The organism is Bacillus sp. SD127 (assembly GCF_058566445.1).
Window position 1 is genome coordinate 2,270,927 of sequence record NZ_CP191226.1, and the last position, 23,610, is coordinate 2,294,536.

Genomic DNA, 23,610 nt, shown 5'->3' on the forward strand with positions numbered 1-23,610 from the left:
GCAGGCGATATGGTTAAAACCAAAAAAATCAAGAACATTTATCCTCTGAGTCATATGCAGGAGGGAATGCTGTTTCATTCCTTCCTCCATAAAGAGGAGGGAGCTTATGTTGAGCAGTCGCTCTTTACGATAAAAGGAAGCCTTAGCTATGAGATGTTTCAGCGCAGTATTCAAGCCATCATCGACCGCCATGATATTTTCAGAACTGTATTTCTGCCGCACGTCCCCAATCTGTCGGGACCTCGGCAGGTCGTAATGACAGAACGGAAATTCCATTTGCACACTGAGGACATTTCCAGCCTGCAGATGAATGAGCAGAATGATTATATTGAACAGTTTAAAGAGAAAGATAAGAAAAAAGGGTTTGATTTGCAAAAAGACATGCTGATGCGGATTTCTCTGCTCAAAACAGCAGAAAATGAGCATGTCTGTGTCTGGAGCCACCATCACATCTTAATGGACGGCTGGTGTCTCGGAATCATTCTGCAGGAATTTATGCAAATCTATCAATCTATCCATACAGGAAATCACCTTGCTTTGGAGCCTGTTCGCCCCTACAGCACCTATATTTCTTGGCTGACAAAACAAGACAAAGAAACGGCAGCAGACTACTGGCGTGCTTATCTGAAAAACTACAGCACCCCCTCACAGCTGCCTCAAGTGACGGACAGAGAAGCAAAAGAAGGGTATTACCGTGAAGAATTAATTTTCACTCTGAATCAAAAGCTGACGGACAAGCTGAAAGAGACCGCCAAACAAACAGGCGTCACGCTTGCCACCTTTATTCAAACGGTCTGGGGTGTTATGCTCCAGCGCTACAACCGAACGGACGATGTCGTTTTTGGCGCAGTCGTTTCAGGCAGACCATCTGAAATTCCGGGTGTTGAGTCAATGATCGGATTGTTTATCAATACAGTTCCGGTTCGTGTTAAAACAGGCAAAGAAGAAACGTTTGCAGAACTGCTCATCCGCTGTCAACAAGATATGCTGGACGCTGAGCCGTTTACCTGCCATCCTTTATTCGATATTCAGGCAAACACCGCCTTAAAACAGGAACTGATTGACCACATTATTGTCTTTGAAAATTATCCGTTACAGCAAAAAATGGCTGACTCAGCTGATCAGATTGATTCACCTCTGCAAATAGACAATGTAAAAGTGTCTGAACAGTCAGGATACAATTTCAACCTTGTCGTTGCTCCCGGTGATGAACTCGTCATCAAGTTCAGCTATAATGCGCACGTGTATGATGCTGCCTGGATGACCTGTATCCAAAGACAGCTGACACAAGCGTTACAAGCTGCTGCAGATCACCCTGACATTCCCGTTGCAGACTTTTCCTTTCTTGATCCGAAAGAAAAAGAGCAGATTTTAACACAATGTAACGACACTTCGACGGCGTATCCGAAAAACAAATCAGTGATAGATATATTCCGCGAACAGGCAGTAAAAACACCGGATCAAACAGCTCTGGTTTACGGAAATAGGTCCATTTCGTATCGTGAACTCGATCAAAAATCGGATGCACTGGCCAGAACATTGTATGAAAACGGGCTGCGCCGGAACGGAACAGCCGGTATTTTGTCTGGTCATTCTCCTGATTTCATCATTAGTGTACTGGCTGTTTTAAAAGCAGGGGGGACATACCTTCCTCTTGACGCGGAGCTTCCGCCTGAACGGATCAGCTATATGCTCGACGAAACAAAAGCCGCTATGCTGATTGTTCAAAAAGGACTGGAGCCAAACACAGCGTTTGCTGGAACCTTTATTTCTGCAGATGCAGAGGCGATGATTGAAGAACATACGAAACCTTTGGAAGTCGTCACTGGCCCGGATGATCTCGCGTACATCATGTATACTTCCGGTTCGACAGGCCGGCCTAAAGGCGTCATGATTACCAATCGCAATGTCGTGTCCCTTGTTTGCAACAGCAATTACACATCAGCTTCTGTAAATGACCGGTTTATCCTAACAGGGTCCATCAGCTTTGACGCCGTCACCTTTGAAATGTTTGGAGCGCTTTTAAAAGGAGCAACTCTGCATATCATTGATAAATCAACAATGCTGACACCAGATCGTTTTGGCGCGTATTTAATTGAAAACAACATCACTGTGCTGTTTTTGACAACCGCTCTTTTTAATCAGCTGGCACAAGCTCAAGCTGATATGTTTCATAGGCTTCATACGCTATATGTCGGGGGCGAAGCGCTGTCGCCTGAGCTTATAAACGCTGTCAGGCGCGCGTGTCCGAAGCTTTCGCTTTATAATATCTATGGACCGACAGAAAACACGACGTTCTCAACCTTTTTTGAGATTAAAAGAGACTATGCCACTCCTATCCCGATCGGGAAACCGATCAGCAATTGTACCGCTTTCATCTTAGATGCAAAAGGATGTCTCTTGCCAATAGGCGTTCCCGGAGAGCTATGTGTCGGCGGTGACGGAGTGGCAAAAGGCTATTTAAACAGAGATGATGTAACAGCTGCCGTTTTTTCTCCTGATCCTTTCATACCTGGAGAAAGAATATACCGTACCGGTGATTTGGCGCGGTGGCTGCCTGATGGGAACCTAGAATATATCAGCCGGATTGACAGACAGATTAAAATTCGCGGAAAACGGATTGAGCCAGCTGAAATTGAAGCGCGGCTGTTAGAAATCGAAGGGGTCCGTGAAGCGGCAGTTACTTTGCTGGAAACAGATGGAGAGGCGCAGCTATACACGCATTATGTTAGTGATGAAAGCAGAAACGAAAAGGAAATTCGCGCTGCATTGGCACGAGTGCTTCCTGACTACATGATTCCGCAGCGCTGGGTTCGAGTTGACCGTATGCCGCTTACCGGAAACGGAAAAATCAATCGCAGCGCACTCCCTGTTCCAGAAAACGAGTCTGAAAATCGTCAGGACCTCACACCGCCCAGAAACTGGGTCGAACAGGAATTGGCGCAAATTTGGAAAAGCGTACTCGGCGTTAAAACGATCGGAATACATGATGATTTCTTCGGTCTTGGCGGACATTCACTAAAAGCGCTTCAAGTGATACACATGCTTAAACATCATCAGCATATTGATATACCGATTGATGTCTTATTCGAAAATCCGACGATCGCCCAGCTTGCGGAAAAGCTTTATTCTAATCAGCTGTCAGCGGCCGGTGAACAGCATGTGATCCAACTGAACCAGCAAGGCGGAAAAAACCTGTTCTGCTTCCCGCCGATTTCAGGCTTCGGGATTTATTTTAAAGACCTGGCATTGCAGCTGAATCACAAAGCAGCCGTGTATGGCTTTCATTTTATTGAGGAAGACAGCCGCATTGAACAATACGTCAGCCGCATTACCGAAATACAGCCAGAAGGGCCGTACGTTCTATTAGGCTACTCCGCGGGCGGAAACTTGGCTTTTGAGGTCGTACAGGCTATGGAGCAGAAAGGACTAGAAGTCAGTGACTTCATTATCGTAGACGCCTACAAAAAGGATCAGTCTATAACAGCAGATACCGAAAACGACGACTCAGCCGCATACCTGCCAGAAGCAGTCAGAGAAACAGTGATACAGAAAAAAAGGTGCTATCAGGAATATTGGGCTCAGTTAATAAATGAAGGCCGTATCAAGTCAAACATTCATTTCATTGAAGCTGGCATTCAAACCGAAACGAGCGGGGCTATGGTATTACAGAAATGGCAAGACGCCGCTGAGGAAGGCTATGCCGAATACACCGGGTACGGCGCGCACAAAGACATGCTGGAAGGTGAATTTGCTGAAAAGAATGCAAATATTATCCTCGATATTTTAGACAAGATCAATTCAGATCAAAAAGTGCTGCCAAATAAGCATTAAACAAATACTTGCCGGACAGAAGCGTATCTCTGTCCGGTTTTCTTTTTGCAAGAGAGTCGCGCATAAGAATGGATGCAAAAAAGCGGGGAATGATAACATCATCCTTTTTCTTGGAGGCTTGTCATGGAACATCTTTCTTGGCTTACTTTTTTTATGCTGATACTGGCGAGTTACAGGCTGACACACTTAATTGTATTCGACAAAATTACTGAATTCATCCGAAAACCTTTTATGAAAAAGAAAAGAACCGTTGATGCAAACGGGCATGTGAATGAAAAAAACGTGCCGGCCTCAAACTTTGGCTATATGTTAAATTGCTACTGGTGCGCGGGCGTTTGGTGTGCCATCCTGATCGGGCTTGGCTATCTTTTTTTACCTGATATCGCTGTTCCGGTGATTTTCATATTATCGATCGCAGGCGCACAGGCCATTCTTGAATCAGCTGTCGGCGTAGGCGTAAAACTCGTAGACGTGTTAAAAAGTGTCCAAATTCTCATAAATGATAAAAAGCCCTAAAGCAGGGTAAAGAGGCTTCGGGACTTTTTTACGTTCAGCCGGTTATAAATCCGGTTTCTTCAATCCGATTAAGCACCCTTTTACAGCCCGGGAATACCGTAATAACGAATAGTGAAAGCGATGTAATGGGGGAGAAGAAACAGAATGAAGGGTTGTCAAAAGCCGATTGTACGTATTCTTGTCAGCTTGCTCATCGGAACGTTAATCATATCCGTTCCTTATCTGGCCAAAGCACAAACGGACAGGGAACTGAGAGCCGTATGGATTGCATCCGTACTAAACCTTGATTGGCCGTCAAAAAAAGGCTTATCGATTGAAGCGCAAAAACAGGAGTATCTCAGCCTGCTGGATGACGTTCAGTCAATGGGAATGAATGCCGTCATCGTTCAAATTAAGCCGACGGCCGATGCCTTTTATCCGTCCGCTTACGGGCCTTGGTCTGAATATTTGACTGGTGTTCAAGGAAAAGACCCAGGTTATGATCCGCTCGCTTTTATGATTGAAGAAGCCCATAAACGAAATCTTGAATTTCACGCTTGGGTTAATCCTTACCGCATTACGATGAACCATACAGATCTCAATAAATTGTCTGATGATCACCCGGCAAGAAAGCATCCGGACTGGGTCGTGGCTTACGGTAAGCAGCTTTATTATAATCCCGGCATCCCTGAAGCGAGGGATTTTATCATCAAAGGCATTGAAGAAGTCGTAAAGCATTATGACGTTGATGCCGTTCATATGGATGATTATTTTTACCCTTATAAAATAGCCGGACAGGAATTTCCTGATACCGTACAGTATGAACAATACGGGAAAGACACGTTTCCCGATATTGATGACTGGCGAAGAGATAATGTAAACCAGCTTGTCAGCCAAATCAATCAAACAATCAAAGCTGAAAAACCATATGTCAAATTCGGCATCAGTCCATTCGGTGTATGGAGAAACGCAGAAGACGACCCAACCGGATCGAATACCAAAGCAGGTGTCAGAAATTATGACGACCTTTATGCAGATACGAGACACTGGATCCAGCAAGGCGACATCGACTATATTGCCCCGCAAATTTACTGGAGCATCGGCTTCAACGCAGCCGCTTATGACGTGCTGGCTGATTGGTGGAGCAACGAGGTCAAAAACAGACCCGTTCATTTATACATCGGGCAGGCAGCCTATAAAATCAATAACAATTTTGACCCGCCATGGTCCGATCCTGAAGAATACGCCAGACAAATCAACCTCAACCGTCAGCTGGAGCTGGTGAAAGGAAGCATGCATTTCAGCCTCAAAGACCTCAATAAAAATCCGCTCGGCATCAAAGACAGACTCATCACCGACCTGTACAGCAAGCCTGCATTGGTACCCGAAATGCCTTGGCTCGACAGCAAAGCGCCGAAAAAACCGAAACTGACCAAAGTAACCGCAGACGATAACGGAAACCTCCTGCACATACAAGACCACCCATCAAATCGAAAAACAAAGGAAACAGCCTATTATGCGATATACAGGGCTGAAGGAAAACAGGAGCAAACATTGCTGGCCACAGCAAGAAAAACAAACGACAAGCAAACCTTCCTGGATGACACGGCAGAACCAAATAAAACATATACGTATTATGTCACGTCCGCAGACCGGCTTCATAACGAAAGCAAGGCCTCGAAAAGAAAAATAAATCAATAGCCCGCAGAGACGGCTGTTACTAGCCGTCTTTTTCAACAAATTGCGTTTTTATGAATGAGACAAGAAACGTATTGCCGGTGCTGAATTACCTGTATTGGAAACTGAGCATTTCATATTAAAAAAGATCGAAGAGGAACACTTGCAAAATGTATTTTCAATCTATGAACATGACGAAGTATTTGAAAACTGCGGCATCATTCCTAAACATAACATAAAGACAGTACATAAAATGATTAGCCATTTTGATCGAGATTATCAGAAAAAAGCGGGGGATTTATGAGAAGTATCAAGGGACTACAATGACGTTAAAATCAGTTGCCGAACAAGCAAATGTCACGCAAGGAACCGTTTATTATCATTTTCGCACAAAAGAGAACCTGATGCTGGAGGTGGTTCGTCATGTGTGCGACAGTTCATGGGCAAACGTAAAGAACAATCAGCGTCCGCCAACCGAAAAGCTAAAATCAGCAAAAGCCCGAACGAAGGAAAATGCTTATTATCACCGGTTAATTTTAACGCTGACGTTTTAATTTTCAGACTTCTTTTGTCAGGGAATGATTCCTGAATTCACTTAATAGGATGTTACAAAGATGTGAAGGAGGAAACCAAGTGAATTTTGAGCTGACAAAAGAACAGCAAATGGTTCGTGAAATGGTAAAGGATTTTGCAAAGAGAGAAATTGCTCCTCACGCAGAACATGTAGATCAAACGGGTGAATTCCCGATACAAACGTTTCAAAAAATGGGTGATCTCGGACTGATGGGCATCCCCTTTCCTGAGGAATATGGAGGATCAGGCGGAGATACGATTTCCTATGCCTTAGCTGTTGAAGAAATCGGCAAAGCATGCGGCAGTACAGGATTAAGCTATGCAGCTGCAGTTTCACTCGGTGCAAGCCCTCTATATTACTTCGGGACAGAAGAACAAAAACGGGCGCATTTGATTCCTCTGGCTTCCGGTAAAGCACTCGGATCATTCGGCCTGACAGAACCAAATGCCGGCTCTGATGCAGGAGGCACGCAAACGAAAGCGGTGATAGATGGTGATGAATATGTGATTAACGGCGAAAAATGCTGGATCACAAATGCCAGCTATGCACGTACGGTGATTGTGACGGCAGTGACAGGCAAAAATGAGAGCGGAAATAATATCATCTCCGCATTAATTGTTCCGACAGACACACCCGGCCTTACCATAACGAGCCCGTACGATAAAATGGGCGTGCGCGGATCAAATACAGCGGAAATTTTGCTTGAGGATGTCCGTGTACCCGCAAGTTACCTGCTCGGCGACCCTTCAAAAGGATTTAAACAGTTTCTTCATACCCTGGATGGCGGACGCATTTCTATTGCCGCTCTTGCAGTCGGCATTGCCCAAGCGGCACTTGAAGCCTCCTTAGCCTATGCGAAAGAACGAAAGCAGTTCGGACAGCCGATCTCTTCCTTTCAGGCCATTCAGTTTAAACTTGCCGACATGGCGATGGAAATCGATCTTGCCCGGCAAATGGTATTAAAAGCTGCCTGGCTGAAAGATCATAAGCGCCCGTTTACGAAAGAAGCGGCTTATGCCAAGCTGTTTGCCTCTGAAATGGCAACAAGGGCATGCAACCAAGCGATTCAAATCCATGGCGGTTCCGGCTACATGAGAGAATATGCGGTTGAACGGATGCTGCGGGATGCAAAATTGATGGAAATTGGAGAAGGCACATCAGAAATTCAGCGTATCGTGATCGCCAGACAGCTTCTAAAATAAAATGTAAACGCTTTCTGATCTCGTGAAAGGAGGACCGACACATGTCTGAACTCATCCATTGCACAATCGGCAGGCTGCTGGAACAAACGGCAGCAGCCTATCCTGATCAAGAAGCGGTTGTCTATCCTGACCGGAATCTCCGCTATACGTACGCGCAATTCAACAGGCTGTGCCGCCAAACCGCTAAAGGGCTCATGGGGATGGGAATTAGAAAGGGAGACCACGTGGCCATATGGGCCTCGAATATACCGGAATGGCTTGCTGCTCAATTCGCCACCGCAAAAATCGGGGCTGTGCTCGTTACCGTAAATACAAATTACCAATCCCAAGAGCTTGATTACTTGCTGAGACAATCAGATGCGGATGCACTTATCGTCATGGATTCATATCGCGGCACTTCTTATACAGAGATCCTGAACAGCTTAATTCCCGAGCTGAAGGAAGCAGAGCCCGGGCAGCTGCAATCAGAACGCTATCCGTGTTTAAAAACATTGATTTATATCGGTGAAAAACGTTTACCTGGTATGTATCATTGGGACGATACAGAGATGTTGGCACAAACAGTGTCAGATGCCGAGCTGGAAGCAAGAATGAGCAGCCTTGAAAAAGATGATGTCATTAACATGCAATACACGTCAGGAACGACAGGATTTCCTAAAGGAGTGATGCTGACTCATTTTAATGTCATCAACAACGCCGCAAATATCGCTGAATGTATGAAATTAACCTCATCTGACCGCATGTGCATTCCGGTTCCGTTTTTCCATTGCTTCGGCTGCGTGCTTGGCGTTTTGGCATGTGTGTCCGTCGGAGCAGCCATGGTACCTGTTGTAGAATTTGAACCTGCTACAGTCCTTACAACGGTTGAAAACGAGACATGCACAGCACTGCACGGTGTACCGACGATGTTTATCGCGGAGCTTCATCTTCAAGATTTTGATTCTTATGATCTGTCATCGTTGCGAACAGGCATCATGGCAGGATCATCCTGTCCAAGTGAGGTGATGAAAGCTGTCATTGAAAAAATGGGCATGACAGACATCACAATCGCCTACGGACAAACGGAAGCTTCGCCGGTGATCACACAAACAAGAGCTAATGATTCCTTCCAAAGAAGAGTGGAAACAACCGGCCGAGCCTTGCCTGAGGTCGAAGTAAAAATTGTGGAGCCCGGCACGTTTAATGAGGTTCAAAGAGGCGTACAGGGAGAGCTTTGCACCCGCGGCTATCATGTGATGAAGGGCTATTATAAAGACGAAGAAGCTACGCAAAAGGCAATCAACCCAGAAGGATGGCTCTTTACCGGTGATCTCGCTGTGATGGATGAAGACGGATACTGCCGCGTCAACGGGAGATTAAAAGACATGCTCATCAGAGGCGGTGAAAACGTTTATCCGAGAGAAATAGAAGAATTTTTATACCGCCATCCTAATATTTTAGATGTACAGGTAGTTGGTGTGCCTGACGAAAAATACGGGGAGGAGGCAGCTGCCTGGATTAAGCTGAAAGAGGGAAAAACAGCTTCACCCGAAGAGCTGAAAGCCTATTGCAAAGGGAAAATCGCCCGCCACAAAATTCCGCGGTATTTCATCTTTACAGACGAGTATCCTATGACGGCCTCAGGCAAAATTCAAAAATACAAGCTGCGTGAAAAAACGATTCAGCTGTTTCACTTACCATCAAGTCAATGAGGGGTGATTTCATTTGTTTACAAAAGTGCTGATTGCCAATCGCGGAGAAATCGCAATGAGAATCATACGTACGTGCAGCCGCCTTGGGATCAAAACGGCAGCGGTATATTCTGAAGCAGACAGAGATGCGCTTCATACAAAGGCAGCAACAGAGGCTTATTATATCGGAGAATCGAGAGTCAGTGAGAGCTATTTAAATATTGAGAGAATCATAGAAGCGGCGAAAAAGGCAAATGCCGACGCCATCCATCCGGGATATGGATTATTGTCTGAAAACAGCCGTTTCGCGCAACGCTGCAAAGAAGAAAACATTGTATTTATCGGTCCTTCACCCGCTGTGATTGCCAAAATGGGAAGTAAAATTGAAGCACGAAAGGCGATGGAGGAGGCAGGTGTTCCTGTAGTGCCGGGTGTTTCCGAATCTCTTGGAGATATTCAGGCAGCCTGCCTCGCCGCGAGTGAAATCGGCTACCCCGTTATGCTGAAAGCTTCAGCAGGGGGAGGAGGCATCGGAATGCAGCTCGTTCCAAACGAAGAAGCATTGATAAAGGCGTATGAAGGAAACAAAAAGCGAGCAGCAGATTTTTTCGGAGACGGGTCCATGTATATAGAAAAGGTGATTGAACACGCCCGCCACATCGAAATTCAGATTCTTGCCGATCACCACGGGCATGCAGTGCATCTGTTTGAACGTGATTGTTCTGTCCAGAGGCGCCACCAAAAGGTCATTGAAGAAGCCCCATCTCCATTTGTTGATGATGAGCTGAGAATGAAGATAGGAGAAACGGCAGTGAAAGCAGCCAAAGCGATTGGCTATGCCAATGCGGGAACGATCGAATTTTTAGTCGATGAAAATAAAAACTTTTATTTTCTGGAAATGAATACGAGATTGCAGGTAGAACATCCCGTGACTGAAGAAATTACAGGTTTAGATTTAGTTGAGCAGCAATTAAGGGTTGCGGAGGGACAGACTCTCAGATTCGCTCAGCAGGACATAAAACGAAACGGGCATGCCATAGAGGTCAGAATATATGCGGAAGATCCGAAAACCTTCTATCCGTCACCGGGAACAATCACCGCTTTTTCTCTCCCGGAACAATATGGAGTCCGACACGAATGTGCAGTAACAACAGGGAGCGCAGTTACGCCTTTTTACGATCCGATGATCGCCAAAATGATCGTCAAAGGCCAAAACAGAGAGGAAGCGATTGAGAGGCTAAAGGAGGCGCTCCGTGACTATCGGATAGAAGGGATCAAAACGAATATTCCGCTTCTCTTACAGGCTGCTTCATCAGAAGCATTCAAAAAAGGAGACGTCACAACTGATTTTTTGAAAAACAACTTATAAGGAGGCAGCTGTCATGACGATACACATTCAGATGGCAGGGAACCTGTGGAAGGTGCATGTCAAAGCCGGAGACCACATTGAAAAAGGCCAGGAAGTCGCCATTTTAGAATCAATGAAAATGGAAATCCCGATTGTTGCAGAGAGAAGCGGAACAGTCAAAGAAGTGAAAAAAAAGGAAGGTGATTTCGTGAATGAAGGTGATGTGCTGCTCGAACTGAACGATCCAACTCAATAATCGGGGAGGCTTACCATGTCCTATCCTAAAAAAGTCATGTTAAGAGAAGTCGGCCCGCGGGACGGCTTGCAAAACGAACCGGTGTGGCTTGCAACAGAAGACAAAATCGCTTGGATCAACCAGCTTTCCCAGACAGGACTCCCCTATATCGAAATAACATCCTTCGTTCATCCAAAATGGATTCCCGCGCTTCGAGATGCTCTAGATGTGGCAAAAGGCATCAGCCAGGTAAAAGGCATCACGTACGCAGCACTTGTCCCTAATCAAATGGGACTGGAGAATGCGCTGGAAGGGGGTATTGACGAAGCTTCTGTCTTTATGTCCGCAAGCGAAACACACAACGTAAAAAACATCAACAAATCCACTGCTGACACTCTCCAAGTTCTCAAACAAGTAACAGACGACGCAAAAAAAGCAAATCTTACAGTAAGAGCCTATCTCTCCACAGTTTTCGGCTGTCCGTATGAAAAACATGTACCGATCGAACAAGTGATTCGCCTGGCAGAATCTTTATTTGAATTCGGAATTTCTGAACTATCGCTTGGAGATACGATCGGCGCGGCAAATCCTGTACAGGTTGAAATCGTACTTGAAGCGCTTTTGAAACGATTCCCGGCAAGCCAGCTCGCACTCCACTTTCATGATACAAGGGGAACGGCTCTCGCCAACATTCTCACCGCTCTGCAAATGGGCATCACCACATTTGACGGCTCAACGGGCGGGCTTGGCGGCTGCCCATATGCTCCAGGTTCATCGGGAAATGCTGCGACAGAAGATATCGTGTACATGCTTGATCAAATGGGAATCGAAACAAACGTAAAGCTCGCCAAGTTACTTCCAGCAGCCAAATGGATCGAGGAGAAAATCGGGAAACATCTTCCGAGCCGAAATTTACAGGTGTATAAATCATCTTTATAAAAGAAAGGAAATACCAATGGGAGAATCTATTCTTTTCACTGCAAAAACAGAACACATTGCTGTTATCACCCTTAACAGGCCCCATGCGGCAAATGCCCTTTCGGCAGAAATGCTTAGAGACCTGCAATCCATTCTCCAAGAAATCGAATTCAACACGAAAATCCGCTGCGTCATCCTGACAGGCGCCGGTGAAAAAGCGTTCTGTGCGGGAGCAGACTTGAAAGAAAGAATAAAAATGAAACAAGATCAGGTTCTCAAAAGTGTATCCTTCATTCACAGAACCGCTGCTTTACTCGAAGCCTTGCCGCAGCCGGTGATAGCAGCCATAAACGGAAGTGCTTTAGGAGGCGGGCTTGAATTGGCATTGGCATGCGACATCCGAATAGCAGCCGAGAACGCTACGTTAGGCCTTCCGGAAACGGCTTTAGCTATTATCCCAGGCGCAGGAGGGACACAAAGACTTCCACGTCTGATCGGCAGAGGAAAAGCAAAAGAACTCATTTATACAGGCAGACGCATAACCGCACATGAAGCCAAAGAGATAAACCTTGTAGAGCATGTTACGGCTTCTTGTGAGCTTATGGCGAAAGCAGGGGAACTGGCAGAAGCCATTTCAGCTAACGGACCAATTGCCGTCCGCCAGGCTAAATTCGCGATCAATAAAGGATTGGAAACAAACCTTGCAACGGGATTATCAATTGAACAAAAAGCATATGAACACACGATCCCGACAAAGGACAGGACAGAGGGACTTCAAGCCTTTCAAGAAAAAAGACGTGCCGTATACACGGGAGAATAAAGATCGGAGGGAATACCTTATGGATTATGAAAAAGAACGAACAGAACGGGCGGAAAGGATACAAAAAGGCGGAGCGGAGAAGTATCATCGCAGCAACCAAGAAAAAGGCAAGCTCTTTGTTAGAGAGCGGCTTGCCCTTTTATTTGATGATGACATCGAGCTTGAGGACGCTTTTTTTGCAGAATGTATGTCAGACGGGCTTCCCGCCGACGGAGTCGTAACCGCCATCGGTAAAATCGGCGGCCAAACTGTCTGCGCCATGGCAAATGATTCTACAGTGAAAGCAGGCTCCTGGGGAGCAAAAACAGTTGAAAAAATCATCAGAATACAAGAAACAGCAGAAAAATTAAACTGTCCGCTCATTTATTTAGTCGATTCGGCAGGCGCCAGAATCACCGACCAGATCAATGTATTTCCGGGCAGAAGAGGCGCAGGGAGAATTTTTTACAATCAGGTCAAATTGTCAGGGCGCATTCCCCAAATCTGCCTTCTATTCGGCCCGTCCGCAGCTGGGGGTGCTTATATTCCTGCCTTCTGCGATATTGTCGTCATGGTAGACGGTAACGCGTCCATGTATTTAGGCTCGCCGCGGATGGCGGAAATGGTGATCGGCGAAAAGGTGTCACTTGAAGAGATGGGAGGCGCCCGCATGCATTGTTCAGTTTCTGGCTGCGGAGATATTCTCGCTGAAACTGAACAAGAAGCCATTCACTTGGCACGCTCATATTTATCTTACTTTCCGGCAAATTATAAAGAAAAAGCGCCTGTACAAGAAAAACGGCCGCCAAAGCTCTTTGACATACCGCTTTCTGACGTTATTCCGCAAAACCAAAATGCACCTTTTAATATGTTTGAGCTGATCGATCGTGTAATAGATGAAGGCTCTTTTTTTGAAATCAAAGCTTTATTCGCACCGGAAATCATTACAGGTCTTGCGAGGATTCACGGACAGCCTGTCGGAATTATCGCGAATCAGCCAAAAGTAAAAGGCGGTGTCTTATTCCACGATTCAGCGGACAAAGCCGCTAAATTTATCACATTATGCGACGCCTTTCATATTCCTTTGCTGTTCTTAGCGGACATTCCCGGCTTTATGATCGGCACAAAGGTAGAACAGGCCGGAATTATCCGCCATGGAGCCAAAATGATTTCAGCGATGTCAGAAGCAACCGTCCCCAAGCTTTCTGTAATTGTGAGAAAAGCCTATGGAGCGGGATTATATGCTATGGCCGGACCGGCTTTCGAACCGGATTGCTGCATAGCGCTTCCAACCGCACAAATCGCCGTAATGGGCCCTGAAGCAGCCGTAAACGCTGTCTATGCCAAAAAAATCTCCGAGCTGCCGAAAGAAGAGAAGGCTCAATTTATCAGCAGCAAACGCGAGGAGTACAAAGAGGACATCAATATATACCGCTTGGCTTCAGAGATGATCATTGACGCGGTAATCCCAGCCAATTCATTGCGCGAGGAATTGCACAAACGGCTTATGGCGTACATGACAAAGGAAGTGACATTCACCAATCGAAAACATCCGGTCTATCCAGTTTAAAAGGAAGTACCAGGAGCGTGATAAGCGCTCTTTTTATTGTTTTAGATAATTTTATTATGTAAACTAATCAACTGTGCATAAAACCCTCTGTTTTTTACAATAGTAAATAAAGGCTGCCGCACACCTATAGCGGCAATCTCCAGTATGATAAAAAGGGGCCTTTATTATGTACCATTTATATTCACATAACGACTTGGACGGAGTAGGGTGCGGGATCGTTGCGAAATTGGCTTTCGGGAAAGAAGTTGAGGTCCGTTATAACTCTGTCAACGGCTTAAATGCTCAAGTCCAATACTTCTTAGAAAAAGCAAAAGAGAGCAGCAGACACGATGCCTTATTTATCACGGATCTTGCTGTCAATGAAGAAAATGAAAAGAGGCTGAACGAGTATGTCCATGCGGGCGGAAAAGTGAAACTGATTGACCACCATAAAACAGCCCTTCATTTGAATGAGCATGAGTGGGGATTTGTCCAGGTGGAATACGATGACGGACGTCTTGCATCGGCCACATCTCTTTTATACGACTATCTTGTCCAAAATGATCTGATGAAGCCGACAAACGCCTTAGATCAATTTACAGAGCTCATCCGCCAATACGACACTTGGGAATGGGAGCAGTACGATCAAAAACAGGCAAAGCGGCTCAATGACCTTTTCTTTTTGCTTTCAATCGATGAATTTGAACAAAAAATGATTCAACGGCTTTCTGCCCATGACGAATTCTTCTTTGATGAATTTGAAGTGAAACTGCTTGATTTAGAAGAAGAGAAAATCGAGCGCTACCTTCGCAGGAAAAAAAGAGAAATGGTGCAAACCTTTGTTCACGAACACTGTGTAGGTATCGTTCACGCAGAATCGTACCATTCTGAACTCGGAAACAGACTCGGAAAAGACAATCCGCATCTTGATTACATTGCCATTTTAAGCATGGGATCAAAACGAGCCAGCTTGCGCACCATTCATGATTACATTGATGTTTCAGAAGTAGCAGGCCGGTACGGAGGCGGGGGGCATGCGAAGGCTTCAGGCTGTTCCATAACGGACGAAGTATACGATTTGTTTGTAGCTGAAGCATTCCGAATGGAACCGGTCCGCCCAGATGCATTCCGTAATTTCTATAATCTGAAAGGGTCGGCAAACGGCTCATTATACGAAAATCGCGAACAAATGAGATTCTTCCTGTTTCCTTCGGACAACGCATGGAACATTCAAATTAACGGGGAGACACAGGATGAAACCTTCTCGGCTTTTGAGGAAGCAGAATGGTTTATTAAAAGGAATTACGCGGCATCTCTTGTACGGGATGAAGTGTTTGTCGCATTTTTAGCGGAACATATGAAGCTTTCAAATCATCATCGAAAATAACAAAAAAATATGCATAGGGGAGAGTCCTCCCTATGCATATCCATTAGCTATCGTTTAAAAATGGCTGTGCGTTTTTTTATGACAAAATAAAGTGCAATGACCACTATAGCCAGTATCATAATCGGTGTTGTATAAGTGCCCGCAATGTTCTCAACGTCATCCCACTGGCTTCCGAGCTGAATGCCTAAATAAACAAACAGGATAGACCACGGAATGATAGCAAGTACAGTCAGTACCACAAATTTGAGAAACGGCATTTTGGCAATGCCTGCGGGAATTGATATCGCATGTCTGACAACCGGTATAAAACGTGCCGAGAAGACAACCCCCGTACCGTACTTTTGAAACCAGTTTTCTGACATGTCAATGTGATGCTTTTTAATCAATAAGTACTTCCCGTATTTGTCCAAAAACGGCCTTCCGCCATAGCGTCCGATCCAATAAATAAAGATCTGGGCAATGGTGCCCCCGATAACCCCCGCAATGATGGCGCCGATAAATCCAATCGTGCCTTCCGATACCATATAGCCGCCATAGGCCAATACAATTTCACTCGGTATGATTTCGATCATCAAACCAATTGCAATGCCCGCATATCCCATATTCGTCAGCCAAGTTAAAATTTCGCTTATCAAACTGCTCACATTCTTCACAACCTGTCCTTATCTTTTTCACTATTATATGACTGATTGACGAGCAAGATGGTTACAAATTTTTTTATCGCAGCACTTCTTTTGTTTCCCGTTTGAGCACTTCTTCTAAATAAGCTAAAAGCTGAGATCTCATTTCAGGACGCATTAAGCCGATTTCGGTGCTTGCTTTAAAACAGCCCAATTTATCGCCAATGTCATATCGTTTTCCTTCCAGAAGCCGCGCATGAATAGGCTGGGTACGGCAAACCTCACGAAGTGCATCTGTTAATTGAATCTCATTGCCTGCGCCTCTCCCGATCGACTTCAAAACAGGGAATATAGAAGGATTCAGTACATATCCTCCCATTACTGCAGTTTCGGAAGGAGCTTCTTCCGGAGACGGTTTTTCAACTAAATCGTTCACTTCATACACATGGCCTTGAGAGCCTGATGTCTGAATAATGCCATATTTGCTGACATCCTCAGGGAGAACAGACTGTACGCCGACAACCTCTGTGTCATAATCGGCGTATACATCCATTAATTGCCGAAGAGCCGGCTTTTCAGACACCATAATATCATCGCCTAATAGAACGGCAAAAGACTCATCTCCGATAAAATGCTCCGCACACAGCACCGCATGACCTAAGCCGAGCGGTACTTTCTGGCGGATATAATGAATATTGGCCAAATCGGCAATCTGCTGTATTTCCTTTAGCGTCTCCGTCTTGCCTTTTTACCGCAGATTGAATTCCAATTCCGCCGACCGGTCAAAATGATCTTCAATCGAGCGTTTGTTTCTCCCTGTAATAATCAGTATATCCTCAATTCCTGACTCTACGGCCTCTTCTACAATGTATTAAATTGCTGGTTTGTCGACGATCGGGAGCATTTCTTTCGGCTGCGCCTTTGTCGCCGGCAGAAATCTCGTTCCTAAACCCGCTGCGGGAATGACCGCTTTTCTCACTTTTTTTCTCATTCATCTTCACTCCTGATCCTGTATGTTTTTCAGCGAATCTCCAAATACCCAGATTCGGTTTCCGATAAAATTCATCATCATTCCGCCGATTGTGGCGGCGAGCTTACTCACCAAAAGCGAACAGCCGCCTTTTTGAAACAAATAAAGCAGCAAAAAGGTGATCCCCGACGCGGCAATATTAATCATGAGAAAGCGCACGATCTCTTTTCCGTCAGCCTTACGTTTTACACGAAACGTCCAATTCCGGTTCCACACATAGCTGTTGATGATACCTGCCGAATAGGAGCAGATCTGTGCTAGCAGATAAGGGACATGACAAGCGGTGAGAAGAAAGAAGACACCAAAATCTATCAGCGTATTGCCGACGCCCACGGTGCAAAAACGGCCTAATGTTTTTATTTTTTCTCTCAACATAACGGCACCCAGTTTTGACCTCCCTTCATAAAAAATGCAGATGGCTGTCACATTTGTTGATATGGATTACTTTAGAGGACAGTGTTGAATAAACAATTACTAAAATATGAACAAAACATGAAAAAATAATGAGGCCTTGCAGATTCATTAAGTTAATAGTTTGATCGTGCAGGTTGACATATTTTACGAGGAACACTAATATCCTGCACAAGTGTTGACCTTTAATGAGTTTAGTTAACATTCATTCTCAAGGTTAGAAAGGAGGGGAATATGATGCAGGAAGAAACATATTATAGCGTCAGAATGAGAGCTTTCCAGGACGCCCCCTATGAACAAGGCGGAGAACGGGTCATCACTTACAGCGGTTTACAGGAAGGGGTGAATGGCTTATTACATAAAGGCTTCTCGCACTCGAGAGGGACAGCGACAAAGCAAAAGGCATCACAGGTCAGGCCGTAGTTATGGACGGCGGGTATACCGCAATAGTTCTTGTACTCTAAAAAAAACAGCCGCTCTGAACGGCTGTTTTTTTGCGCCTGAAAACCTTTTAAGACTGATTTTCCCACCTTATATATTCAATGAATAAATGTATCCAGTTTCTTTGTAAAACCGAACAATAATTCCTCCGAAAGTATTCTATACACATTTATTATAATCATGCTAGGATGTTAGATAAAGGGATATTTTGTATAATATTGCATCTCTATTCAATGTGATCGGAGGGAACTCTTGAAAAATCCTGCCTTTTTATTTCCTGCCAGAAGCATGCATCGGCAAGCTGTGGTACGTGTCATCAGGATGGCGGAGGAAAAGGGGGGCTAAATATACCTTATTTGAATGTCAGTGCGCTTTTTCACCGTTCGATGATACGATCAGCATCCGATTTATGTGTCCTTCATGACCTGTGTGATCACCCCCCATTTTTAGAAAAAAGGAGGATGTTAAGTCATGAGTAAAAAGTGTAGCGTATGTTTATGGGTTCTTGCTTTATTATTGAGTTGCTTATTTGGGGAGTCTGCGTATGCAGCCAGTACTACAATTGCAAAACATGCAGGGAATTCAAACCCCCTTATAGACCATCATTTGGGAGCAGATCCGTTTGCGCTGACCTATAACGGAAGAGTCTACATCTATATGTCAAGTGATGACTATGAATATAATAGCAACGGAACGATTAAGGATAACTCATTTGCCAATTTGAATAGAGTATTCGTCATCTCTTCAGCGGATATGGTGAACTGGACAGACCACGGAGCCATTCCGGTAGCAGGTGCCAACGGGGCTAATGGCGGCCGGGGGATTGCGAAATGGGCAGGTGCGTCCTGGGCCCCGTCAGTCGCAGTTAAAAAGATAAATGGTAAGGATAAATTCTTCCTTTATTTCGCAAACAGCGGCGGAGGTATCGGGGTTCTCACCGCAGACAGCCCGATTGGCCCATGGACCGACCCAATCGGAAAAGCGCTCGTAACGCCAAGTACGCCAGGAATGTCCGGTGTTGTATGGCTTTTTGATCCGGCAGTATTTGTAGATGATGACGGCACCGGTTACCTGTATGCCGGGGGAGGCGTTCCTGGCGGTTCAAATCCAACGCAGGGACAATGGGCCAATCCTAAAACAGCAAGAGTCATGAAATTGGGGCCTGATATGACCAGTGTTGTTGGAAGTGCAGCTACAATTGATGCGCCTTTTATGTTTGAAGATTCGGGAATGCATAAGCATAACGGAAAATATTACTATTCCTATTGCATCAATTTCGGGGGCACGCACCCGGCCGATAAACCCCCAGGTGAGATCGGCTATATGACCAGCTCAAGTCCCATGGGTCCCTTTACATATAGAGGGCACTTCCTGAAAAATCCGGGAGCATTTTTCGGAGGTGGCGGAAACAACCACCATGCTGTTTTCAATTTAAAAAATGAGTGGTATGTGGTGTACCATACCCAAACTGTCAGTTCCGCTCTGTTCGGGGCCGGCAAAGGATACCGTTCTCCCCATATTAATAAGCTGGTGCATAATGCAGATGGATCCATTCAAGAGGTTGCGGCAAATTATGCAGGCGTAACACAGCTTTCCAATTTGAATCCATTTAACCGGGTAGAAGCTGAAACGTTTGCCTGGAATGGACGCATATTGACCGAGAAATCTTCAGCAACCGGCGGGCCGGTAAATAATCAAAATGTAACAAGCATTCATAACGGAGACTGGATTGCTGTAGGAAATGCAGACTTCGGGGCGGGCGGTGCCAGAACGTTTAAAGCAAATGTAGCATCCACTATAGGCGGGAAAATAGAAGTGCGTCTAGACAGTGCAAACGGTAAGCTTGCAGGAACCCTGAATGTACTTTCCACAGGCGGAGCGCAAACCTGGAGAGAAATAGAAACTGCGGTAAGCGGTGCAACCGGTGTACACAAAGTTTTCTTTGTATTTACCGGAACAGGTACAGGAAACTTGTTTAATTTTGATTACTGGCAGTTTACGCAAAGATAGCACCGTAATGGCTCCGCTTAAGAAACGAGAAGGGTGCAGAACTGACCAACGCCGGAGCAGCCCCCATTATGGATATAAGGAAAAGTTTGATATACAACCTTTTGTTTGCAATATAAAAGAAGACAGATCAGATTCTTCTAATACCGTAAAAGACATATGAAGGAGAGGAAAAAATGATTTCAAGCGTAAAAAAACCAATTTGTGTATTATTGGTATGTTTCACTATGCTGTCAGTCATGTTAGCCGGGCCAGGTGCTACTGAAGTTTTAGCAGCAAGTGATGTAACAATTAATTTATCTGCAGAAAAACAAGTGATCCGCGGTTTTGGAGGCATGAACCACCCGGCTTGGATTGGAGATTTGACAGCAGCTCAAAGAGAAACCGCTTTTGGCAATGGACAGAATCAGTTAGGTTTTTCAATCTTAAGAATTCATGTGGATGAAAATAGAAATAATTGGTATAGAGAAGTGGAGACTGCAAAGAATGCGATCAAACATGGAGCAATCGTTTTTGCTTCTCCCTGGAATCCTCCAAGCGATATGGTTGAGACCTTCAATCGTAATGGTGACACATCAGCTAAACGGCTAAGATACGATAAGTACGCCGCATACGCGCAGCATCTTAACGACTTTGTTACCTACATGAAGAATAATGGCGTGAATCTTTATGCGATTTCTGTTCAAAACGAGCCTGATTATGCACACGAATGGACGTGGTGGACTCCGCAAGAAATACTTCGTTTCATGAGAGAAAATGCCGGCTCCATTAATGCACGTGTCATTGCACCAGAATCTTTTCAGTACTTTAAAAATATATCGGACCCCATTTTGAACGATCCACAGGCGCTTAGGAATATGGATATTCTCGGAACTCATCTGTACGGTACTCAGATCAGTCAGTTTCCTTATCCTCTATTCAAACAAAAAGGAGCAGGGAAAGAGCTATGGATGACGGAAGTATACTATCCAAACAGTGACAACAATTCAGCGGATCGCTGGCCCGAGGCATTAGGCGTTTCAGAGCATATTCACCATTCAATGGTGGAGGGAGATTTTCAAGCTTATGTTTGGTGGTACATCCGCAGATCTTACGGTCCTATGAAAGAGGACGGTACGATCAGCAAACGCGGTTACAATATGGCTCATTTCTCGAAGTTTGTGCGTCCCGGCTATGTAAGGGTAGATGCAACGAAAAATCCTAATGCGAACGTTTACGTGTCAGCCTATAAAGGTGATAACAAGGTCGTTATTGTTGCCATTAACAAAAGTAACACAGGGGTCAACCAAAACTTTGTGTTGCAGAATGGATCTGCTTCTCAGGTATCTAGGTGGATAACAAGCGGAAGCAGCAATCTTCAACCTGGAACGAATCTCAATGTAACAGGCAATCATTTTTGGGCCCATCTTCCAGCTCAAAGCGTGACAACATTTGTCGCAAATCGTTAAGGGCACCTCAGGCAAGCGGGCCCGCGGACATGTTTTGCCAAAAATCCATATTGCAAAACCAGGGAAGAGGAAGAAACTAGAGGAAGAAATTATATATTTAATTTGATGGGTTTTTTCGAATTTTTGGTAATACAATTCTGTTTCTGAAAATGACAGAGTTGTATTACCCTTTATTATTTGGGAAAGTAAAAGTGGATCCATTCTGAACGACCGATGCACTATCACTGAGATATTATGAATATTTATAGAAGGGTATTGTAGAACCTTGTCAAAATTTTATAGAAAAATCTTGTTAAAAGAGGTGTACACATGTATTCGCTCATTAACATGAAAAGAAGCAGCAAGTTTGGAAATAATTATTGGGAATTATATAGTCCTTAACTAAAAAGGAATGTTCGCTTGTTCAGTGAACTAGAATACGATTTTTGGGTTCTTGTTGAAACAGACCCTAAAACAGTTTTGAAAAGCGCTTATAGCGCAATGTATGTATTTCACATTCGCCACTTTTATTAATGAAGGGGGAACAAGAAAGTGAAAACTTATGACGCATTTCCAGAACCAATTGGCGGCTATACTGTCGGTCGAACCCAGATGGATGTTGAGTACACGGCATCAGATCACTCAAAAAGAGAACTGACGGCGTTTGTGTATTATCCATCTGACAGCAGCGAAGGGAAGACTACATCAACGTACATGTTTCCTGAAGTCTACGAGATGTTTAATGAGCAGCCACTTGTCACTGCGTATCTTAAAGGGAAGGATGTTTTCTCTATAGATATCAAGACCCAGTGTTACGACGACATTGCTCTCTCCGGGAAGGAAAAGCGCTATCCGGTGTTATTCTATGTTTGCGGCGGTGGCGGTTCTCCAGAATGGGGTACAGTGATCTGTACAGACTTGGCAAGCATGGGATATGTTGTGGTAAGCATCGGCCATCAGAATAGCACAATGTATAAGCGTAAAGATGGGCGCCTGTTTAATGTATCAAAGGATTTTTCGGATGTCATTATGGCGTTTTCTGAAGATACGGAGATGCTGGCGTTGGCTGGTAAGATGGAGATGCGGCCTGACGATGAAACTGCCATTGAGATGTGCCATAACTTGCTTACACTGCCGATACTTGCCAAGTTAACAGAGTATAGTGAATTACAGGCAGAAGATGTAAGGTATGTAGCCGATTATCTTTACAAACTGGACTCTGGAGAGCTGAATTCCATCTTTAAGGGCAGATTGTTGCTTGACATCGGCATGGGCATAGTCGGACATTCTTATGGAGGGCCTACGACGGCGATTGTTTGCCGGGACGACGACCGGTTCGCCTGCGGGATTGGCTTGGATAGCGGTGCGTTCGGCCTTCTCGACAGCGACCTTAAGAAACCCTTTTTGCTACTGTTTTGTGAACCTAACTATAACATGAATGCGATAATTGGCGATAACAATAGCATGGAAACCTATTATTTCTCTGTTGATCGTGTTGCGCATTTAGATTACTGCGACATCGTGTTTACCAGTGTTAATGAGGAACTCAGAGGCGAACGGGATGCTATAGAGATGCGAAATCTTGTTACAGACTATACGAAGAACTTTTTTGATCATTACATACTGCAGAAGGCTGCAAGTGTGGAGAGTCTGGCATACGATGGCGTGGACTTGATCAAGAAGACCAGCAACAAGTGACATAACCGAATTGGGCATTGGAAGCGGCAAAACAATTAAAAAAATCAACTGACGAAATAGATTATTATTACAAGCTCAAGGGTGCAATGATTTGTCAAATTTCATTGCACCTAAACAATTATTGTTTTCGCGAGCTACTTTAAAGTTTTTTTCTTATACAGATAATAATCCTGGCATAAGAGAGGCTGAACAACAATGGTGTGGATTTACGACTTATTTTAGTTAACATAATATATATTCTAGGAAGTAATTAATTTCAAAAAAATTCTGTCTCAATAACAAAGTATA

At 44.7% G+C, this 23,610-nt stretch carries 17 protein-coding genes and 2 pseudogenes; 16 read left to right on the forward strand and 3 right to left on the reverse strand.

The features are described from left to right. Window positions 1–9: 9 nt before the first annotated feature. The 12 genes from fenB to ACQVGS_RS12095 all read left to right on the forward strand — a co-directional run bounded on the left by fenB (window position 10) and on the right by ACQVGS_RS12095 (window position 15,688). Entirely contained in the window at window positions 10–3,834 is a 3,825-nt protein-coding gene (fenB, locus tag ACQVGS_RS12040; protein ID WP_188323782.1) for a fengycin non-ribosomal peptide synthetase FenB, read from the forward strand. Between the two features lie 123 nt (window positions 3,835–3,957). Then, the gene (locus ACQVGS_RS12045) at window positions 3,958–4,350 is read left to right on the forward strand and encodes a DUF1360 domain-containing protein (protein WP_188323781.1); all 393 of its coding nucleotides are present in this window, start codon (window positions 3,958–3,960) and stop codon (window positions 4,348–4,350) included. Between the two features lie 144 nt (window positions 4,351–4,494). Then, complete coding sequence (locus tag ACQVGS_RS12050; RefSeq protein ID WP_106022102.1) at window positions 4,495–6,030, forward strand: glycoside hydrolase family 10-like protein; 1,536 nt, start codon at window positions 4,495–4,497, stop codon at window positions 6,028–6,030. A gap of 299 nt (window positions 6,031–6,329) precedes the next feature. Then, the gene (locus ACQVGS_RS12055; RefSeq protein ID WP_049809933.1) at window positions 6,330–6,560 is read left to right on the forward strand and encodes a TetR/AcrR family transcriptional regulator; all 231 of its coding nucleotides are present in this window, start codon (window positions 6,330–6,332) and stop codon (window positions 6,558–6,560) included. A 79-nt stretch (window positions 6,561–6,639) separates the two neighbouring features. After that, window positions 6,640–7,782, forward strand: coding sequence for an acyl-CoA dehydrogenase family protein (locus tag ACQVGS_RS12060; protein ID WP_188323780.1), 1,143 nt, complete (start codon window positions 6,640–6,642; stop codon window positions 7,780–7,782). 41 nt (window positions 7,783–7,823) lie between these two features. After that, window positions 7,824–9,473: an AMP-binding protein gene (locus ACQVGS_RS12065; RefSeq protein WP_188323779.1), complete on the forward strand. Its 1,650-nt coding sequence runs from the start codon at window positions 7,824–7,826 to the stop codon at window positions 9,471–9,473. A gap of 13 nt (window positions 9,474–9,486) precedes the next feature. Beyond that, on the forward strand, window positions 9,487–10,821 hold the full coding sequence (locus ACQVGS_RS12070) for an acetyl-CoA carboxylase biotin carboxylase subunit (RefSeq protein ID WP_106022100.1): 1,335 nt from the start codon (window positions 9,487–9,489) through the stop codon (window positions 10,819–10,821). 13 nt (window positions 10,822–10,834) lie between these two features. Then, window positions 10,835–11,056: an acetyl-CoA carboxylase biotin carboxyl carrier protein subunit gene (locus ACQVGS_RS12075; RefSeq protein WP_069486614.1), complete on the forward strand. Its 222-nt coding sequence runs from the start codon at window positions 10,835–10,837 to the stop codon at window positions 11,054–11,056. Window positions 11,057–11,071: 15 nt separating this feature from the next. After that, on the forward strand, window positions 11,072–11,974 hold the full coding sequence (gene ldeG, locus ACQVGS_RS12080) for a hydroxymethylglutaryl-CoA lyase (protein WP_106022099.1): 903 nt from the start codon (window positions 11,072–11,074) through the stop codon (window positions 11,972–11,974). Between the two features lie 16 nt (window positions 11,975–11,990). Continuing rightward, window positions 11,991–12,773: an enoyl-CoA hydratase gene (locus ACQVGS_RS12085; RefSeq protein WP_103671513.1), complete on the forward strand. Its 783-nt coding sequence runs from the start codon at window positions 11,991–11,993 to the stop codon at window positions 12,771–12,773. Between the two features lie 19 nt (window positions 12,774–12,792). After that, window positions 12,793–14,322 carry an acyl-CoA carboxylase subunit beta gene (locus ACQVGS_RS12090; RefSeq protein ID WP_127695102.1) on the forward strand — a complete coding sequence of 510 codons (1,530 nt, stop codon included), beginning with the start codon at window positions 12,793–12,795 and terminating at the stop codon, window positions 14,320–14,322. A 166-nt stretch (window positions 14,323–14,488) separates the two neighbouring features. After that, complete coding sequence (locus ACQVGS_RS12095) at window positions 14,489–15,688, forward strand: DHH family phosphoesterase (protein WP_106021635.1); 1,200 nt, start codon at window positions 14,489–14,491, stop codon at window positions 15,686–15,688. A gap of 47 nt (window positions 15,689–15,735) precedes the next feature. Here the strand turns inward: ACQVGS_RS12095 and uptA are convergent, their stop codons facing one another. The 3 genes and pseudogenes from uptA to ACQVGS_RS12110 all read right to left on the reverse strand — a co-directional run bounded on the left by uptA (window position 15,736) and on the right by ACQVGS_RS12110 (window position 17,764). Further along, complete coding sequence (uptA, locus tag ACQVGS_RS12100) at window positions 15,736–16,332, reverse strand: undecaprenyl phosphate transporter UptA (RefSeq protein ID WP_106021636.1); 597 nt, start codon at window positions 16,330–16,332, stop codon at window positions 15,736–15,738. A 73-nt stretch (window positions 16,333–16,405) separates the two neighbouring features. Further along, a pseudogene (galU, locus tag ACQVGS_RS12105) lies at window positions 16,406–17,299 on the reverse strand (UTP--glucose-1-phosphate uridylyltransferase GalU). Between the two features lie 6 nt (window positions 17,300–17,305). Beyond that, complete coding sequence (locus tag ACQVGS_RS12110) at window positions 17,306–17,764, reverse strand: GtrA family protein (protein WP_127695106.1); 459 nt, start codon at window positions 17,762–17,764, stop codon at window positions 17,306–17,308. 222 nt (window positions 17,765–17,986) lie between these two features. On the opposite strand from ACQVGS_RS12110, the pseudogene ACQVGS_RS12115 reads away from it, so the two are divergent. From ACQVGS_RS12115 to ACQVGS_RS12130, 4 genes and pseudogenes are all read left to right on the forward strand, one after another. Then, a pseudogene (locus ACQVGS_RS12115) lies at window positions 17,987–18,136 on the forward strand (6-carboxyhexanoate--CoA ligase); the annotation flags it as partial. A 525-nt stretch (window positions 18,137–18,661) separates the two neighbouring features. After that, complete coding sequence (gene xynD / locus ACQVGS_RS12120; RefSeq protein ID WP_188323778.1) at window positions 18,662–20,200, forward strand: alpha-L-arabinofuranosidase; 1,539 nt, start codon at window positions 18,662–18,664, stop codon at window positions 20,198–20,200. A 173-nt stretch (window positions 20,201–20,373) separates the two neighbouring features. After that, the gene (gene xynC / locus ACQVGS_RS12125) at window positions 20,374–21,645 is read left to right on the forward strand and encodes a glucuronoarabinoxylan endo-1,4-beta-xylanase XynC (protein WP_491830268.1); all 1,272 of its coding nucleotides are present in this window, start codon (window positions 20,374–20,376) and stop codon (window positions 21,643–21,645) included. 531 nt (window positions 21,646–22,176) lie between these two features. Continuing rightward, on the forward strand, window positions 22,177–23,322 hold the full coding sequence (locus ACQVGS_RS12130) for an alpha/beta hydrolase (RefSeq protein ID WP_106021640.1): 1,146 nt from the start codon (window positions 22,177–22,179) through the stop codon (window positions 23,320–23,322). Window positions 23,323–23,610 lie beyond the last annotated feature (288 nt).

Bases quoted from the DNA above. Each gene is read 5' to 3' on its own strand.
- ldeG (WP_106022099.1), top strand. From the start codon at position 11,072: ATGTCCTATCCTAAAAAAGTCATGTTAAGAGAAGTCGGCCCGCGGGAC.
- fenB (WP_188323782.1), top strand. From the start codon at position 10: ATGGTTAAAACCAAAAAAATCAAGAACATTTATCCTCTGAGTCATATG.
- ACQVGS_RS12075 (WP_069486614.1), top strand. From the start codon at position 10,835: ATGACGATACACATTCAGATGGCAGGGAACCTGTGGAAGGTGCATGTC.
- ACQVGS_RS12055 (WP_049809933.1), top strand. From the start codon at position 6,330: ATGACGTTAAAATCAGTTGCCGAACAAGCAAATGTCACGCAAGGAACC.
- xynD (WP_188323778.1), top strand. From the start codon at position 18,662: ATGAGTAAAAAGTGTAGCGTATGTTTATGGGTTCTTGCTTTATTATTG.
- ACQVGS_RS12095 (WP_106021635.1), top strand. From the start codon at position 14,489: ATGTACCATTTATATTCACATAACGACTTGGACGGAGTAGGGTGCGGG.
- xynC (WP_491830268.1), top strand. From the start codon at position 20,374: ATGATTTCAAGCGTAAAAAAACCAATTTGTGTATTATTGGTATGTTTC.
- ACQVGS_RS12065 (WP_188323779.1), top strand. From the start codon at position 7,824: ATGTCTGAACTCATCCATTGCACAATCGGCAGGCTGCTGGAACAAACG.
- ACQVGS_RS12050 (WP_106022102.1), top strand. From the start codon at position 4,495: ATGAAGGGTTGTCAAAAGCCGATTGTACGTATTCTTGTCAGCTTGCTC.
- ACQVGS_RS12090 (WP_127695102.1), top strand. From the start codon at position 12,793: ATGGATTATGAAAAAGAACGAACAGAACGGGCGGAAAGGATACAAAAA.
- ACQVGS_RS12045 (WP_188323781.1), top strand. From the start codon at position 3,958: ATGGAACATCTTTCTTGGCTTACTTTTTTTATGCTGATACTGGCGAGT.
- ACQVGS_RS12085 (WP_103671513.1), top strand. From the start codon at position 11,991: ATGGGAGAATCTATTCTTTTCACTGCAAAAACAGAACACATTGCTGTT.